We start from the raw sequence: 16,455 nt of genomic DNA on the forward strand, positions 1-16,455 counted from the left end.
GGGTGTCCCTACTTACTTGACGCCCCTACCGCCCCCGCCATCTTTTGCGGGCTTCGGAGCGCTTTCCTGGTTCTGCGGAGGAGCAATCCTCGACCCACGGCCAGCTCCCTTCATCATATTGGCATTGCCCACGCCTGTCGCCATTGTCGACACGCGATGCTCCATGCCGCCGACGAACACGCGGGTCGCCTGTTGGCTGTCATTGTCGTCTCCAAGATGATCGCCACCCTGACCAAACCAGCGGCTTACACGCTCTGGGATGTGGGTGATCAGCTGGAATGAGCGGACGGCGATCTGGAAGTCGATGTAGCTCATGAGCACGATCATGACGAACATGCCGATGAAGCCGATCGAGGACGACTGCGAGAGCGCGTTCGAGGCCGGGATGAAGGTCGTGTTCACGAACCAGAGCATCGTTCCGAACACGATGTATGAGAGGATGATGCCAAAGACCATCAATACCGGCCGGAGGATGAGATTGAAGGCGATCATGTAGCCCGGCTTCTGAACCTGGTCGACGAACTCCTGCCCATCCATCCTGATGTGGAAGAATGCCCAGAGCGGCGCCGCGGCAAGGCCTTCGACAACGAGGGTCATCATACCAGCAATGAAGAAGACCGACATAATGTAGGGGATCATCGGGATCACGAAGGCCTGGATCGCGCCCGCTGCGAGGATGGCGATCGTCAGCATGGTCACGAACGGACTCAGGAAGCCGAAAACGCCCTTCAAACCAGCTCCGGCGCCGGTCAGCCAGTTCAGGCCCTTGCCGAGGATGTTCGAGTTGCCGGCCTCGATGGTGCCGCTCATGAGCGCGCCTGACACGATCGCCGCCTGCGCGCCCACCAGAAGCTTGTTGCCATAGCTGATGGTGTCGCCCATCGGGTTAATGATGACCTGGGTACTGTCCGAGCGGCTGTTGAACCAGTTGGCGAAGCCGCCGAAGACCTGGTTCAGGACCCAGCTCAGAGCGTTCGAGTTGGTCTCGCTCGCAGCCTGGCTGGCGGTGCCCATTGCGGTGTTGGTGATCTGGCGGTTCTTGGCATCCCACCAGTCGCCGAACTGCGTTAGCGCGCCGGGGCTTTCCTTGGTGCCGACCAGGGCATCGGTGATGAAGGCGGACTGACCATTGGTGCGCGTGCCCGAGACGCCACCGATCTGCAGACCTTCGGTGGCGGCCGCATAGACGCGCGCCTGGATGCGAGCCAGCGTCAGGTAATACACGCCGGCGGCCGCCCAGCCATCCTTCTTCGCCTGCTCGCGCAGCTGCGTGATCTCGTTCGCCGTGTTCGGATCCGAGGACTGCATCGCCTGCCCGACGGCGTTGCTGACTGCGGTCACATAGGTGTTGATCGCTTGGGTGAAGAGGTTCGTGTACTGGTCCGGGTTGGATTCCGACGAGAACGCCCTCGAGGACTGCTCCCCGCTGCCTTGATTGGTGAAGTAGGTCTGCGCGGCCGTCTTCGCGAGGTTCTTGAGCTCGCTATTGTTGGCGATCTCGGTGATGGCCTGCTTCTTCGCTTCGAGCATGGCCTTGGTGTTGCTGATCTCGGGCGTGTTGAGGCTCACTGCAAGAACCTCAAGGGAGATCATCCCGCAGACAGGACCGTAATCCATAGTCTGGATATTCTTCGGTACAGACTGGCTCGACCACATCGAGTAGTTGGGATTCGAGACGGTGGTCCAGGATGGCGGGACCGAGATCTGCGCGTTCTGCACGCCGAGTCGCGTGTTGCCAAGGTTGACGATCTCAGCACAGAGGGTCTTCTCGAAGATCGCCTTCACGGCGGCCGTCGCGTTCGCGGCATTGCCCATCTTCACGGTGTCCTGAACCTGCTGTTGCATGTTCGGGATCGTTCCGGCCGTGATGGTGTCGATGTAGGGGTTCCAGACCAGGTTGGCGAGGTTTCCGCCCCAGGAGATCAGGTAGAGCACCAGGATCTGCGCGGCGCAGAGACCCTTCATCGCCGGCACGAGCATGCCGTAGCCGACGACGACACGCATCGGGGCCCAGACCTCGTGGTAGTTGCTGCCAAGGGCCTTGCCTTCGCGCGCGCTCGCCACCAGGCCGGTGGTGATGTGCCAGCCGGCCATCGCGGAGCCGATGAAGAGCAGCGTGCCGCAGAAGGCCATGAAGCCGTTCTTCACGGCCGAGTGCCACCCCTGCATGCCGATGTCGGGGGTTCCGACCGGGCCAGCGTCCGGGATCACATAGGCCAGCAGACGCATGAACAGGTCGGGTTGCGACTTGGTCTGGAAGATGTCGTTCGGATTGACTGTGCCCGAGGTGTTCGTCGCCTGGGCGAGCACGGCGTCAGGGAAGGCAGCGATCAGCAGCGCGGCGCCGAGCAGCAGCAAGATGGCAGCGGTCGAACGCGGAGTGCCAGAGGCCTTCTTAGTCTTCGCAGGGACCGGGGCCGGCGCGCGCGGCGCCTTTGTCGGGAAGAACTCGCCCGAGCGCAGGTAATCGCCGAGGCCGTCTAGACGCCGGCGGCGGAACAGCCAGTTCGTGAAACCAGCGCGCAGCACCAGCGCCGCCAGGATCGGCAGGAGCGCGAAGCGGAAGAGGATGTCGGTCACCATGAAGATGCCGTGCCCGACGCCGTTGCCCATCAGGCTGCCGAGGCCCCAGGCAAAGGCGAGGAGGAACAGCGATGCGAACAGCCAGAACTGGCGATAGGTGTTGTCGACCGAGCGATTGACCTCGGTGAGGGTCCGACCATTGACCTCCATGGCCGCGCGGAAGCGCAGGTGAGCGTCCGTCACCTCCTCCTCGATGGCGACGCCCTGGTCGTCATGGCGAAAGGCGCCGACCTTGAAGAAGTTCCAGCGCCAGAAGGACTTCTTGCCGCGATCCGCGACGCCGCCGACGTTTCGCTTCAGCGACGAGAAGCCGAAGAGGTAGCCGAGCTTCGAGCGCTTCCACTCGCCCTTGCCGATGATCGTCTCCTGAACGGCATCCTTGATGCCTTCAGCAGCTTCACGGCTGTAGTTGATGTCGTCGCTCTTGCCGGTTGCCATGGCTGGTCCACGATTCCTTGAAGGACAGGGTCCTTGATCGCGGAATTGTCCTCCGTTTCCTTGAAAGTGTCGAGGCCAGATGGTGGGGAGCCTTGGTCAGGCAAAGGATTCTTGTCGAGGTCCGGAGATCTCGGTGGATGGAGAGCGCGCTATCCTTGTTTGCGGGCTGAGCGCGCCTCACTGTCGCCCCCTCTATTTCGATCCCTTGAAGGAATGCTCCGATGTTCGTGAGCCCCGCCGTCGACACCTCCTCCGCCCAAACGGCCGCCGGCAATCAGCTGCCCGAGAGCAAGCAGCAGAACCCGCTTACCGTCTGGTTCGGTCCGATGCCGGAGAGCAACGGGAAGACCAACTGGACCGCGGTGCTGATGCCGAAGGGCGGCCACGTCTGGGACGGCATCACCCTCGAACGCTCCGAGTTCAAGGACCGCGTCCGCTACACCGCTGATCGTGTCCGCTATCTGCTCGGCGAATACGAGGAGGAGCCGGACCTTCTGGCCTATGATCAGGACCTGCAGGAGCATCTCGTCCAGGAGGCGGCTGAGCACGATCTCGCATCGAAGGAGCTCGCGCGGGCGCTGCGGCCGTTCGCCACCGCCGCGGCGTTCTTCCAAGGCCTGCGAGGAAACATGGGCTTGATGGTTCGCCCGGCCGGCTCCGGAACGAGCTATCACGACATGTTCCGTATCGGCGATCTGCGCGATGCCCAGAAGGCCCACGCCTGGCTGGAGGGCCTGCGCTGATGCCGTGCCCTCATTGCCAGAACGGCTTTCTCGACAACCGCTTCGGCCAGGACGTGGAATGCGTCAACGGGATCCTGATCGACATCGACGTCTACCACGAGGGGCATCAACGCGACGTCTGCTACCCCGTGGCGCCGTGCCATCCTGACTTCGCGAAGCAGGCTGCCGACCCCGACTACAGCACGAGCCTTGCTGACATCGCCAAGAGGCTCGGGTAGCAGAGCTGATTGGCCGTGAATCAGCCTCGCAACTACGTCTTTGAAGCTCTCTGGAAGACCGGCGCGGATCACGGCTGGATGATGCTTGGTCTTTTCATGCTGATCATGGCCGCGGCCGTCATCAGCGGGCTGAAACCGCTAATCAAGGGGCGGTTTGGCGAGGCGATCGTGAACAGAATCCTGAAGCGCATGAAGCTTCCGGTCCTGCACGACGTCTACCTGCCCTTCCCGGGCGGCGTCTCCCAGATCGACCACCTTACCCTTGCCGGCAGCGCAATCGTTGTCATCGAGACCAAGAACTATGAGGGGCGCATTTTCGGACGCGAGCGCGAGGCGAGCTGGACAGTCGCCTACAACCCTCACAGCAAGCATCGCTTCCAGAACCCGCTCCGACAGAACTACGCTCATGTCGAAGCTGTGAAGGCAGTCGTCGGCCCGGAAGTCGAGGTCGTCGGGATGGTCGTGTTCGTCGGCGATGCCGAGTTCCCGAATGGCGCTCCCGAGGGCGTTTACACACCTCGCGAGCTAAAGAAGGCGCTGGTGGCCCTGGACACCAACCGCAAGCGCTCGGTCGCGCTTGCGTGGGAGCTCCTGCTGCAACGGGCGGCCGGCGCCGATCGGAAGGCGGAACGCAAAGCGCTGAAGGCAGCGCACAAGGCTGGGATCTAGCGCAGGAAAGGGAAGGACCCTCTGCCGCGGATCGATCCTCCGCTCGCGCCGCTCGCGATCGTCCCTCTCGCTCCGAAGGCGCCAGCGATCGCCGTTCCATCCCGGCGCGACGCAGAGCCATCAGCGGGTTTCAGGGATCGAGATCTATCCTAATCCCAGCAAACGTCGTGCTTGTGAAGAACTGCGAGCCAGATTACGCTGCGTCCGTTGCCGAATTTCCGGCATTGTGGAGGCTGATATGCGTTATGCTCTGGTCTTCCTGCTTGGCATTTTGAGTTCTGCTGCGTTGGCGCAGTCGAGCGGAAACACACCGCAAAGCCGCACCGACTACAATCCGAGGTACTCGTCGGGGAATTCGTCCTTCGGCACTTACACCAACCAGAATACCTCGGGCGGCTACAATACGGGTGGTTCCGGACAATACGTCCCCGACAACAGCCGCGGGAGCTCGGTCAACAGCTCTGGTGGCGTGATGTACGAGTATCGTTTCAAGTAACGCCCTCCTCCCGCGCAGCAGGCAGCCCAGCCGCGCGGGAGTTTTCAGACCTCGGCCTACTTGATGCCGTAGAGCTGGTTGAACGCCTCGCGCGATAGCGTCGTGAAGCTGACGTCCCCAGAGAGCCCTCCCGTTCCCGGTTGCCCGGTCCCACCCTGGCCTCCGTCGGCTCCGCGTTTTCCACGCCGGCCTGGCTCGTCCTTGCAATAGGGAAGCGCCTTTTCGCCTTGGGCGCCTTCAGGGCCGCCCCGGCCAAATCCGCCGCCATCCCCACCGGCTCCACCATCCCCGCCACCGGCATCCGCTCGGACCAAAGAAATCAGCGCTGGGAAAGCGGTCGGTAGCGAGACTATCGTAAACGTCCCACCCTTCCCGCCGGAGCCGCCGCGGCCGCCTTGTCCGCCGGTTCCGCCAGTCCCACCATTTCCTCCATACCCAGCGCCGGCCTTGCAGTCGAATAGAGACGCGCTCGCAGGAGATCCCTTTTGGCCGACACCGCCGTCGCCGCCCTGCTGCCCGGTTCCGCCCTTGCCACCGCGCTGACCACGCAGGTCAATGATTGGAGGCGCTCCCTCTGCGGAGAGCATGAATAGGGTCAGATTGGGCGCTGATTGTCCGTCAATTCCGGGATTCCCGGGCGCCCCATTTGATCCAGACCCACCAGATGCTCCATCACCGACGCCGTGTGGCCCGCCAGGTGCTTGCCCTGACTGCGGAGGGCTTTGAGCAGGCCCCTCTCCCCTCGCCCAGGTGATGATGCCTGGCCTGGATTGGTCTTCGTTCACGATGGTCTTCGCCGCGAGAACTAGGTTGTTCCTGATTTTGAGCGCCTTTTCGCTGAAAATCAGCCTCGCACCGGGCTTGAAGCGAATGACCTCAGCGCCGACGAAATAGCTATCGTATGGCTGATCGCCCGAGACCACGAATTCGGGTGCGAGCCCGATCAAGGCGACGGACTCTCGCACCTGCTTTGCGTCATCGACGATGCTGGAGGAAGGCACCTCCTTAGGCTTGGCGTCTTGCGCGAGCGCAGCTCCTGCGATGCAAAGCGAGGAAACGGCGCATAACAGACTGATTTTCGCTTTCGAAATCATCGTTGTCCCCAATCCCTGTTCGAGCTCGAATTGGGAGAAGAGCGGGTCGGCGCTGCTTCCCCTTGGTCATCTAAGCAGACCCAACCAGGGGTTGCCATCCCCATACAGGGGGAGAGATCTCGAAATTCGTGCGCGCTCATCGGAAGCGAAACCGCATTCCGTCCGGGCTCCCGGCCAACGACTTGGTGGATTGGCCGGATTCAATCCTTGTTCCCGCGCATCCGGCAACGGCATGATCGCGCCATCATCAAGAATTGCGTGATTGGTCCATCAATGGCTCAGGATTACTGGACCCCGGAACGGGTCGCGAAGCTCAAGTCTCATTGGGACACCGGCGCCAGCGCCACGGAGATCGCGGCCGAGTTCGGCGGCATCACCAAGAACGTCGTCATTGGCAAGGCCAATCGGCTCGGCCTGGCCCGGCGCGCGCCTGGTCGTCGCCGCGGGAATTCGACCTTCTCGATCGCCACGCAAGCTAACGCGGTCGCGACGCCTGCGCTTAAGCCTGAGGGGCATCTTCCCCTGCCCTATGTCGATGTCACGGTAGTTCAGGCTCACCTCGCGAGGGCCAACGGCGCCGGGGCGAAAGGCTGAGCTCGATGGCGGATATGAACCATCAAATCCCTGCTCTGTCGACCACCGCCGACGCGGACACCATCGCTACGACGCCGACTGAGCGGCTGGCGAGCTTGGTCGCTCGACTTGAAGACGAAGCGCTCGGCCTCTTGGGCAGGGATCCTGCCTCCTATGATCGTGATGCGGCTGAAGCGCGGATCGAGCAGCTCGGCGAAGAGATACGCTCGGTAATGTCCGCGTCCACGCCGCCGCCGGCCGCCGAGCAGGCTGCACGCTCCGCGCCTGGTCTGCCCCACCCGAACCCGCACCTCGCTTTCTCGATCGCGAACGCGGTGCTGAACGCGATCGCTTGGGGCGAAGGCGCGCCAGAGGCTCTCGATCGCTCGAAAGCACTCGCTGAGGCCGCAGCCGAGATGGCGACCCAACCTCGCCGCGCTGTCAACTGGCTGACCGCGCGCGCTGCCCTTCACGAAATCGATGCGGCGGTCCGAGCGGCCCGGCGCTCCGAGTAGGAGAATTCCATGGACGCCGTTCTCAAGAGCCTAGTGCAGGCCTTCGAAAACCACTGGCACGCGCTCGCAGCTGTCATCGTCCTGGCGGCTGCCTCGGTGGCGTACCTGCTGCGTGACCTCTGGGCCGGCGGCTACGGCCCGATGATCGTCTGGAAGATCGTCGACCGCCTCGGCCTGCAGGTGGTCCACAATGCCTATCTGCCCCACGCGGGTGGCGTGAAGGTCGTCGACTACATCGTCCTCGCTGGCGACACCGTCGTGGTCATCCAGCACGCGTCGTTGCGCGGCAAGATCACCGGCCAGGCTCACGAGCCAACCTGGCTCGCTGAGCGTGGCGGCGTCACGTCGCGGATCCCGAACCCGCTTCGTCAGAACTACCCGGTCGTGGAGGCAATCCAGGAGCGTGTGGGCGGTAACGTCGAGGTGGTCGGCCTCGTTGCATTCATTGGCGACGCAACCTTCGCCAAGAGGCGCCCGGATGGCGTCTACACGCCTCGCGCGCTGCGCCGTTACCTTCAGGAGCTTTCTCGCCGCGGAACGGGGAAGGCAGTGCTGGACTGGAACTGGTTCGCCGGTACTTTGGCCCGTGGCGATCAACCCGGCGATCTTCAGCGCCAGAGGCATCCTCGCAAGGCGCCGAGCTGCCCGACGGCCATCAAGCTTCGCCATCAAGGTCTCTGAGCCGTGATTGGGTTCGCGTCCTCCATCCCAGCTTGGCGCATCAAGCAGCTTCGGACCTACCTCATCGAGGTCGCGCAGCGCGCTTTGACGGCCGGCGATGACGGCGTGGATCTCGAACACAGAGCTGCGCGGCGCCGCTTTCTGGCGGCTCGGGCTCGGGCTCTCCCGGTGGGGAAACCAGGCAAGCGAACATTCCCGCAGGAGGTCGTAGACGAGATCTGGAAAGAGCTCGTTCCGAGCCGTCAGGTCGGCCTTGCAACCAAAGATATCCATGCCCGCGTTTCCGAAAGATGCCTGAAGCTTGGGTTGCGGCCTCCTTCAATCACCACGATCCACTCGTGGCGGTGGCATATCTGCCCGAAACGCGATGCCGATCGTCTCGGCCTCACAGACCTCCCGTTGCCGCTTGGCGACACGGTTGCGATCGGCGAGCAGGCCTATCGGGTGATTTCACATACGCACGGTGATGTCATCGAAGCGCCCGTGCTCACGGATAACTGGCGTCCATGGGGCAAATTTGAAGCCCATGTCCGTAGCTCGTTGGCGTTCCGCGAACCCGGCCTGAATCTGTGGTGGCAGGCTCGCCCGAGTTTGGAGGAATCCTATCAGACCGCCCCCGATCTGAATGATCGCCATCTCGAATGGTACCTCGGGCTGAGGGGTGGGCTCGAATACGAGCTTTTTTGCGAGCGTCTTCGGGACGCCTACTGGCAAAGCGACATCGACAGGACCGCTACCAGCCGAGACCTCGGCAAAGCATTGCTGCAGTTCCGGCAGAAGGTCCTGCCTTTCGTCATCCCGATCAAGCCACCACCGCCGGCGGACGCCGACAGCGATTTTGCTCGCTCCCTCGCTGACATCGTGATCGGCGCCTACGCCGCGGCTCGCACGGCTCCCGGCGGTGCCATCGACCTCGATGCGGTCATCAAGTGGCGGCTGAACGGCAAACAGCTGAAGGCGACCGCTGCGTGACGCCCTCCTCCCAGGATCATCCCATGACCTCTGAAGTCTCGAACACCCTGCCCACCCAGGAAGAGATCGCCCGCATCATCCGCGAAGCCGGTGTCGACGAGTATGCAGCCGCGTCCCGCATTGCCGAGCTCTTCGCGCAGAAGCAGCCCGTCGAAAGCGAGGCCGAGGTCACCATCACCAGCGCCAAAGTTCAGATCGCCGACGATCTGCTCGCTTGGCTAAAGGAGCGCGGTCTCTATGACCCCGCCGAGCATCAGGACGATGGTCTGGACGTCGCCGAATTGCTCACTTGGCACGAGGAGGAGATTCAGCGGCCGCGTCGCTCGCCAGAGGCAGTCCTCGCATCGCTTTCGACTGCGAGGACCAAACCGGCCACCGTCCGCGATGCACTGGCGCTGGCCATTTCCTGGATCGAGGACCTTCCTCGGAAGAACGCATCGCATCAGATGCTCGATCATGTGCTGGAGGAACTGCGGGCTCCCCTCGCCGCGGCGGATCAGCGTTCCCCTGTTGCCGCTGCCAGCGACGCAGTCCCCCTTCTCGATGGCGATACGGCAGCTCTCCTGCGCCGCATCCAATTCGTGCTCAACGTGCGCAAGGGCGACCCGACCGCGCTGGGCTCCGATGTCTGGGAGGGCAGCGACGGGTTTCCCCGTTCCCGTCCGTTCACCGATATCTTTTGCGAGGAGATCGATACCGCTCTGTCCGGCAAAGCCCCCACGGGCCGCGTCGTTGGGGCGAAGCCTGCCTTCGATCTTCTCGATTTCGTCACGCATCGCCGCGTCTGGCGCAGCGCGCTCGTCAGCGAAATGGGCAACGCCCGTCGTCGCGACGACGAAATCTCCTACTGGAAGCACGAGATCGAGGTCTTCGATCGCTGCTTCGATCTCATCGAGCCGTTCGCCAAGGCTGCGAACGGGGATCCGGCCGCTGGGCTGTTTGTTCGCATCCGTGACCGCTGGGACGAGGATCAGTGCCCGTCGTGGGACGACCTCAAACCCCTCGTGAGTGAACTGGCGCGCCGCGCTGCCGGCACCGCGCTGGGAGCGACTCCATGAGGAACACCCTCAAGCTCCCTGAAACCGTCGAGGTCTGCGCCCTCTGCCACGGCTGGGGTGAGGTGATGCAGGCATGGTGCGATGCGCCCGCCGGCCACGGCACCTGCGACCTCTGTGTTGGCGCCCAGTGGGTCTACCGCCATAACGCCAAGGGTGTCCCGGAGAGCGTGCGCCACCAGATCGCTAACGCTAACGGACTCGTCGAGGCTCATCGGCGGACGATGCGCGGAGGAGCGCTCTTCTACCCCACGGTTGATCACGAGCAGCCCTGGAACGCGTGGCCGTTCCAGCATCAGGTCGACGCCGATCCTCGGTTCCGCCAACTGCTGGGCAGCGCGTTCGAGTGTGTCGAGGCGTCCCCATGACTCGCCCGATCCACCTCCTTGATATCGCCAATCGGATGCTCGACCTGCTGGATCATCTGCCCCGCGCGCGCATCCAACCCCGCAGACCCTATGTGCATCGGCCCGAGCACGATCCACCTCACGTGCGTGCGGCGCGCGCCGCCGCCGAAGAGGCGCGCGCCAACGCGGCTCTTTCAGCGGCGGACGCGAAGCGGGCCCGACGGAATGCGGCGCGGCTTAAGGCGAGATCTTCCGCGTGATTTCCCAGTCTGCCCTGAGAAAAGGTCTTCGACAAAATAATGGCGGAATGCCTGCGTGTGCGTAAAATCTGGGGTAATCCGTCAATCCCCCATACGATCTCTCGTTCGAAGATATCTCAGATAGGAGATGGTCTTTGATACGGACTCTGTTTGTGATCCTTGTGGCGCTTTGGTGCGCGCCCGTGCAGGCTAAGACCCAAGCGCTTCGGCCTCTTGCAACAACGGGCGTTGTGATCGGCGGCCTCGGCGCAGCTGGTTTGGGGATCGCTTGCGCTGCGAGTGATCAATGCCTTCCTGGCCTCAAACGCGCTATCAGGGCTGGAAAGCAAGCCCTTGGGCCGAGGGGAGAAGGACAATTCGACTATATTCCGCCCCCTGAGACGTTGGTTGGTCTCCCTGGCTCGGTCAAGGAAAAGCCGAAGGGCAACAAGAGCCGCAAGCGCTGGCGCCTTCCAAACGGCGATTTCGTGGAATGGGATTCCCAACACGGCGAACTTGAACTCTATGATAAGCGGGGAAAGCACAAGGGAGTGCTTGACCCCAGATCAGGGAAGCAGACAAAGCCGCCTGTGCCCGGCAGGAGGGCTGAGACATGAAAGTGTGGATCAACATCAATGGCTTCGATCAGGTCACTGACGAGCTCATTTTCGACCGCACGGTCGCGCTTCCGCTGGATGCAGTTCGAAGGCACTTGGATGCGGAGCTTGTCGGAGATGACCTCGGGTTGGCTCATACCTATGCGATAAGCGAAAGCGCAGTGCGTGATCTGCTACTTGGAGAGGCGCTGCCAACCGCTGACTGGTTTGTTGGGCAAGTCACCAAGGATGTATCCGCTTCGGACGGCTGATTGTCCCATGCGCAATTCACCCTATCCTTGCTTGGTCAAGGACAGGAGTCGGGATTCATGGGCGTCACCCTTCCCAAGGATATGCGCTTCGCGGGGTTCAAGGCTGGCGTGATCAAGGCCGGCCTCAAGTCCTTGGCGCGGACGAGCAACGCCGCTGCGTTCATGACGCTCAAAGGCGTCGGCGAGAACGTTCGCGAGCGCGCAATCCTGTTCCAGGAGCTCCTGGACCGGAAGCTGGTGGAACCCCGCCAAAACGCCCACGAGTTGACGGAGGCCGGCGAGGCAATCGCTTCGGGTAAAGCGAAGACCCGTACCCCACTTGCGCGCGCTCAGATGCATGTCGAGCAGCTTCTCGAACGGATCGCCGCCTACAATGCCGACCCGGAGGGATTTCTCCATATCGACCAGGTCTGGCTCTACGGGAGCACCATGCGTGGAGAGGAAACGGTTGGCGACATCGACATCGCATTGTCGACGAGCCGGCGGCCTCCTTACGACAAGAACTGGGATCTGATGCAGAGGCGCGTCCGCGAGGTTTTGCGCGAGCGCGGCGATTCCCCTGCGAACCACTCCCCACTCTTCAGCGGCGAAGACTGGCTGATGCGCCGAGCGATCTTTGGCGAGCGCCGGCACCCATTGCTCGCCGGTGTGCAGGGAAGCACCGGGGATCTCGAAGCAATCGCCGCGCCGTGCCAGCTGCTCTACGATCGCTCCCGCGGCGGCAAGGTCAACGATCCGATCCTGCCACAGCATCCGGCTTCAGAGGGCCGGCAGGAGGGCACACCGGAGCAGCGCAAGCTTCCCGACTTCAACGCTGGCCTGGTAGGGCCGATGGATGCGCGCTGGCTCGTCTCTCACGCGCAGTACGGCGCGGTGTCGCCGTACGACATTTTCGGGAGCTGGGAGGAAGCGGAGCCGCTCTTCTACCGGTTCCCGCGCAACCTTGCTGTGCTGACCGATCGGGACAAGAAGATCGCGAGGCGCGGCGATTGGATGCCTGATGCTCTCGGCAAGGGCGAGATCGACGGCTCCGAACGCGTCGTGCTGACCAACCACAACGGTTCCGAGGCGATCTCGGTTGTGCTGAAGCGCACCATCGTCGAGGACGACGCAGGGATCAGGATCACGGCGACGCTTGAGTCGTCCGAGATGCTCAACGTCAAGGAACCCGGGCAGGATCTCTACGACGACATCTCGTCAGCGATCACGCTGTTGCTCGCCACTGACGCCGATCGCGTAATGCGCCGGCAGATGGACGTCGGAGCGACGAAGCAGGTCACCATCGCCATCGATAACTCAGGGCCGACGGACGATCTGCGCACCATGGTGGCAAGCGACATCGCTCTGCTTCTCGAAGAGGGCGAGATATCCATCGTGCCAGAAGGCTGGTCAGGGCCTGCCTTCAAGGTCGAGCGGATCGCGATGTGGGGCGCGCCAGGGATGACGATGTGAGGCTCGGCGCCGCCGTTCCGTATCGCGCCGCAGTCGCTCAGAGCGCCAGAGGCGGCCGCTGAGCCAGTTCCGGCTCATGTGCCGCGGCGACGTCCCGACAGAACATCGCGTAGCCCTCTGTGGCCTCGCACGGGACGCCCAGCTCGGCGAGAGCAGCCGTCAGCGCATCCGCCTCGAGGCTCAGGCCCTCGGTATAGGCGCGCACTGCCATCTCTGCCTCTTGGCCCCACCATCCCGCTTTCCGCGGCTTCAGCCGCTCGACGAGCGCCGCAGTCCATGCAGGCGCCTCGGGCTCTGGATAGACGGGCCAGATGTCGGCGAAGAGATAGTCGACCTGGCGAGATCCGACCCGGGCTCGGATGGATGCCCCGAAATCGTCCGATGCGGCGTCGCAGCAGACTATGTGGATCTTCGGGCTGAGGTCGATCGAACCGGTCACGAGCGCGATGACGTCGGGATCGATCTCGGCGACGATGATGCGTTCTACTTCCGGCTTCGCCGCGGCCGCATGAGCGAACAGCCCCATGCCTAGGCCGGCGACGGCGACGACGCCCTTCGCCTTGTGAAGGTGCCAGGCATGGCTCTCGATCTCCAGAAGGGAGCTCGCCATCCAAGGCACGCCCTCCCGAGAGAGAACGTGATGTGCATGCTCGATCGCGTGTGTCGCGACATAGGACGACGAAAGGCCGCCGCGACCGGCATTGATGCGCCAGGCGCCGCGGTTCGCAGGTTTGTAGTCGGGAATATCGAGCGGTAGAGGGAAGCCGTAGTCGGCCTCCATCTCCTCGCTGCGATCAGCGAGCGAGGTTTGCATTGCTGCCGAGCTTCTCCCTCGCGATCGATCGCGCCAGAGAGGGGTCGATGCGGTCGTTTCCCTTCAGGCGATCCATGACGGCCTTCATTTCGGCAAGCGAGCGCGCGCCCACAGCCTCAATGGCTTCGTCCACAAGCACTGCGGTTCGGATGCGGCTTAAGGGAACCGCGATCATCTCCTCAAGAGATGCAATCTGAGCGCGGAGCTGATCGGCGTCGGCGGGGACTTGAGATTGACCGAGCTGCCTCAGCAGCTGATCGCGTTCGTGGATCCAGCGCTGACGCTCTCGCTCGCGCTCGTCCTCATAGTCGCGCTGGACAAAGTCATGGTCTTCCCGAAACCGGCGGAGCGCATCTTTGAGCGTCGGCGCGAGCACCCTCGGGCCAAATCGCGACACGATCGCGTCTGGATCGCAACCGGGATGCATCGCGGACAGCGTCGACCCTCCGCTCTGGACAATCGGAAGCCAGGTAAACGGTTCGTGCTCGTAAATCAGATAGGGGTTATCGATCATCGCCTCGGCTTCAGACGGGTGCAGGACCGAAAAGAGGGGGTCACCCGACGCGCTTTTCTTGCCTGGCCAGACCTTGAAAGCGCCGGCGTCGAGCCAGCAATCGACCAGCGCGGTCGGGATCCTGCAATCGAGATTGACTTCCAGCTCTCTGACGGCCGCGATCGTCACCTCGCTTTGCTCGATCACCCAGTCGATCTCAGGAGAGAGGCCGAGCAATTTGTGAAGGTCCGGCATGCCAACTCTGAGATAGTCAGCCTCGCAGCCGCCGCAGACGCGGCACCGCATGGAGAGCGTCTACCGGGTTACCTCTGCGGGCTTGCCGGTTTGCGCTTCTCGTTCACGCTGCGCGATTTTCGGCGCGGCGTAGATCAAGCTGGCTCCAAAAACTCCGATAGCGAGGAACAAGCATAGAAGAGGGACGCTGAGCCTGGACTTCTTTGGCATATCTCACCCTTGGATGGGCCGCTGTTAGCTGGACCGACACAGAGCATGCTCCTGAACAATTTCGCAAGATGAGAAACTCGCAAGGGCGTGGACGAAGCACGCTTCCCCATGCGGAATCCTTTTAAAATGCACGGCATTCGAGGATCCTCTGCAGGTTCGGAGAATCGATCCATGCTCACGTCAGACCAGTTTCAACTCCTCGTCGCCAACCTGCGCGCGGCCGGCTGGGCGAATGGCGATATAGAGTGGGCCGAGAACATCCAGCCTCCCCAGGATCCCGAGGCCTTCGCCTTGGAGACGATCTTCGTGATCTGCAACAGCGGGATGCGGTTCACCGTCGCGCAAAAGATCTTCGATCGCGTCAAATGGGCACTGCAGGCCGGCAACTCTGCAGCTGACGTCTTCGGGCACAAGGCCAAGGCCGCGGCCATGGACACGATCTGGCAGACTCGTGCGCAGCTCTACAGGGACTTCATGGCCTCCAAGGATCGGATGGCATTCCTCAGGGCAATCCCGTGGATCGGCCCGACGACGGTCTTCCATCTCGGCAAGAATTTCGGCGAGCAGGTCGCGAAGCCGGACGTCCATCTGGTCCGCCTCGGCAAGCTCTGGAGCAAGGAGCCTCAGGCGCTCTGCGAGGAGCTCGCCAACATGACCGGCCTGCGCGTCGCGACGATTGACACCCTTCTCTGGCGCGCTTGCGCCACGGGCGTGCTCTGCACCCGGACTGGCAATATCGGGGCCGCGAGCTGACATGCGCCTTTTTCTCTCTTCGAACACTGCAACGGGCCTCTCCGTCCAGTCAGGTAACGAGATCGACAACATCTCGGAGCTCCCCGATTGCCAGATCGAGCTGCACACGTTCCGATCGTCTGACGCCGCGGGCGCCTTCGTGGCCGGGCTGGAGCTTTCGGGCTCGCGCAACACGCTTGCCTGGACCTGGGAGCCCGGTGCGTACCAGCGGGCCAACCGGACCGTGGTGGTTCTGCGCCTGGATGAGCCCAGGCCAGAGGCGAGCGACGTCGAGAGTGCAGTGCGCCATGTCGGCCATGACCACGTTCACCACGAAGCGACCGCACAGGCTGCCTCGATGGACGCGCTCCAGGCTCGCCGGCGAGAGGCCCAGGCCGATGCTGATCGACGCACCTCGTCTTTGCGCCTGGCCGGGAAGGTCGCGGGCTTTGAGGTCTATGGATACGCCTCCGACTGGGTTCGCATGGGACCGGGGATTGTCTCCTTCGAGGAAGAAGGCATGGTCGTGACCGTCGCCGACGGCCATGAAGGCAACGACCCGTCGATCCGCGATCGCTATGCCGAGTTGGCTCCGGTCGACACCCGTTACGATCCGGAAGAGCGGGTCTTCGTCTCGCGGCCGCTGAACAACGATGCCGAAGTCGTCCGGACGTTGCGGGCCTTCCAGGACGCCGTTCTGGGCTGCGCGCTGCTGAGAAAGGAAGCCTGGCACGCGGCCTTCGTGGCCTCGATGAAGATGAATCCCCCTCGTCGCCGCTTCATCACCGCCGCCGCCGAGAACGGTGTCACGCTCGCCTACCGCCGCAACAATCTGCAGGCCTCCGCCGGCGATCTCGTCATCGGCGCTACGGAATTCAGCATGCTGGAGCGGGTCGGCTGGATACGGCGCGATGGGATGACGGCCTCTGTGACAGACGAAGGATTTGCAGCGGCCGACCTCAACCCAGCACCGGCGCCGCGGCTTTGAGAGCCGTCGTGGCTTTCATC

Annotated in this window: 19 protein-coding genes; 16 read left to right on the forward strand and 3 right to left on the reverse strand. The window is 63.0% G+C overall.

Annotation, left to right across the window (positions count from 1 at the left end):
• Window positions 1–12: 12 nt before the first annotated feature.
• Window positions 13–3,021: a DotA/TraY family protein gene (locus OCUBac02_RS24420; RefSeq protein ID WP_173050098.1), complete on the reverse strand. Its 3,009-nt coding sequence runs from the start codon at window positions 3,019–3,021 to the stop codon at window positions 13–15.
• A gap of 221 nt (window positions 3,022–3,242) precedes the next feature.
• On the opposite strand from OCUBac02_RS24420, the gene OCUBac02_RS24425 reads away from it, so the two are divergent.
• From OCUBac02_RS24425 to OCUBac02_RS24490, 14 genes are all read left to right on the forward strand, one after another.
• The gene (locus tag OCUBac02_RS24425) at window positions 3,243–3,764 is read left to right on the forward strand and encodes a hypothetical protein (RefSeq protein WP_173050100.1); all 522 of its coding nucleotides are present in this window, start codon (window positions 3,243–3,245) and stop codon (window positions 3,762–3,764) included.
• Window positions 3,764–3,982 carry a hypothetical protein gene (locus OCUBac02_RS24430; protein ID WP_173050101.1) on the forward strand — a complete coding sequence of 73 codons (219 nt, stop codon included), beginning with the start codon at window positions 3,764–3,766 and terminating at the stop codon, window positions 3,980–3,982. The genes OCUBac02_RS24425 and OCUBac02_RS24430 overlap by 1 nt, the downstream gene beginning before the upstream one ends.
• Window positions 3,983–4,060: 78 nt before the next feature.
• On the forward strand, window positions 4,061–4,651 hold the full coding sequence (locus tag OCUBac02_RS24435) for a nuclease-related domain-containing protein (RefSeq protein ID WP_173050103.1): 591 nt from the start codon (window positions 4,061–4,063) through the stop codon (window positions 4,649–4,651).
• A gap of 238 nt (window positions 4,652–4,889) precedes the next feature.
• Window positions 4,890–5,147 carry a hypothetical protein gene (locus OCUBac02_RS24440; protein ID WP_173050105.1) on the forward strand — a complete coding sequence of 86 codons (258 nt, stop codon included), beginning with the start codon at window positions 4,890–4,892 and terminating at the stop codon, window positions 5,145–5,147.
• Window positions 5,148–6,448: 1,301 nt separating this feature from the next.
• Complete coding sequence (locus tag OCUBac02_RS24445) at window positions 6,449–6,835, forward strand: GcrA family cell cycle regulator (RefSeq protein ID WP_244639324.1); 387 nt, start codon at window positions 6,449–6,451, stop codon at window positions 6,833–6,835.
• 14 nt (window positions 6,836–6,849) lie between these two features.
• Window positions 6,850–7,329, forward strand: coding sequence for a hypothetical protein (locus OCUBac02_RS24450; RefSeq protein ID WP_173050107.1), 480 nt, complete (start codon window positions 6,850–6,852; stop codon window positions 7,327–7,329).
• Between the two features lie 9 nt (window positions 7,330–7,338).
• Window positions 7,339–8,010 (forward strand): nuclease-related domain-containing protein, encoded by a 672-nt coding sequence (locus tag OCUBac02_RS24455; RefSeq protein ID WP_173050109.1) that lies wholly within the window; start codon window positions 7,339–7,341, stop codon window positions 8,008–8,010.
• A gap of 3 nt (window positions 8,011–8,013) precedes the next feature.
• The gene (locus tag OCUBac02_RS24460) at window positions 8,014–8,982 is read left to right on the forward strand and encodes a hypothetical protein (protein WP_173050111.1); all 969 of its coding nucleotides are present in this window, start codon (window positions 8,014–8,016) and stop codon (window positions 8,980–8,982) included.
• 23 nt (window positions 8,983–9,005) lie between these two features.
• The gene (locus OCUBac02_RS24465; protein ID WP_173050113.1) at window positions 9,006–10,040 is read left to right on the forward strand and encodes a hypothetical protein; all 1,035 of its coding nucleotides are present in this window, start codon (window positions 9,006–9,008) and stop codon (window positions 10,038–10,040) included.
• Entirely contained in the window at window positions 10,037–10,405 is a 369-nt protein-coding gene (locus tag OCUBac02_RS24470; protein ID WP_173050115.1) for a hypothetical protein, read from the forward strand. Before OCUBac02_RS24465 ends, OCUBac02_RS24470 begins: the two co-directional genes overlap by 4 nt.
• On the forward strand, window positions 10,402–10,644 hold the full coding sequence (locus OCUBac02_RS24475; protein WP_173050117.1) for a hypothetical protein: 243 nt from the start codon (window positions 10,402–10,404) through the stop codon (window positions 10,642–10,644). Before OCUBac02_RS24470 ends, OCUBac02_RS24475 begins: the two co-directional genes overlap by 4 nt.
• Before the next feature lie 230 nt (window positions 10,645–10,874).
• Window positions 10,875–11,240, forward strand: coding sequence for a colicin E3/pyocin S6 family cytotoxin (locus tag OCUBac02_RS24480; protein ID WP_244639343.1), 366 nt, complete (start codon window positions 10,875–10,877; stop codon window positions 11,238–11,240).
• Window positions 11,237–11,491 (forward strand): hypothetical protein, encoded by a 255-nt coding sequence (locus OCUBac02_RS24485; RefSeq protein ID WP_173050119.1) that lies wholly within the window; start codon window positions 11,237–11,239, stop codon window positions 11,489–11,491. The genes OCUBac02_RS24480 and OCUBac02_RS24485 overlap by 4 nt, the downstream gene beginning before the upstream one ends.
• Window positions 11,492–11,548: 57 nt before the next feature.
• Window positions 11,549–12,943 (forward strand): nucleotidyltransferase domain-containing protein, encoded by a 1,395-nt coding sequence (locus OCUBac02_RS24490; RefSeq protein WP_173050121.1) that lies wholly within the window; start codon window positions 11,549–11,551, stop codon window positions 12,941–12,943.
• Between the two features lie 37 nt (window positions 12,944–12,980).
• Here the strand turns inward: OCUBac02_RS24490 and OCUBac02_RS24495 are convergent, their stop codons facing one another.
• Entirely contained in the window at window positions 12,981–13,757 is a 777-nt protein-coding gene (locus OCUBac02_RS24495; protein WP_173050123.1) for a polyamine aminopropyltransferase, read from the reverse strand.
• A complete protein-coding gene (locus tag OCUBac02_RS24500) occupies window positions 13,738–14,505 on the reverse strand; it encodes a GatB/YqeY domain-containing protein (protein WP_173050125.1) in 768 nt (255 codons plus the stop codon). The genes OCUBac02_RS24495 and OCUBac02_RS24500 overlap by 20 nt, the downstream gene beginning before the upstream one ends.
• 381 nt (window positions 14,506–14,886) lie before the next feature.
• Here OCUBac02_RS24500 and OCUBac02_RS24505 point away from each other — a divergent pair, with 381 nt between their 5' ends.
• Both OCUBac02_RS24505 and OCUBac02_RS24510 read left to right on the forward strand, forming a co-directional pair.
• Window positions 14,887–15,468, forward strand: a complete 582-nt coding sequence (locus OCUBac02_RS24505) for a hypothetical protein (RefSeq protein ID WP_173050126.1) — start codon at window positions 14,887–14,889, stop codon at window positions 15,466–15,468.
• A gap of 139 nt (window positions 15,469–15,607) precedes the next feature.
• Window positions 15,608–16,435, forward strand: coding sequence for a hypothetical protein (locus tag OCUBac02_RS24510; protein WP_173050128.1), 828 nt, complete (start codon window positions 15,608–15,610; stop codon window positions 16,433–16,435).
• Window positions 16,436–16,455: the final 20 nt, after the last annotated feature.

The sequence above is a fragment of the Bosea sp. ANAM02 genome (genome assembly GCF_011764485.1).
GTDB lineage: Bacteria > Pseudomonadota > Alphaproteobacteria > Rhizobiales > Beijerinckiaceae > Allobosea.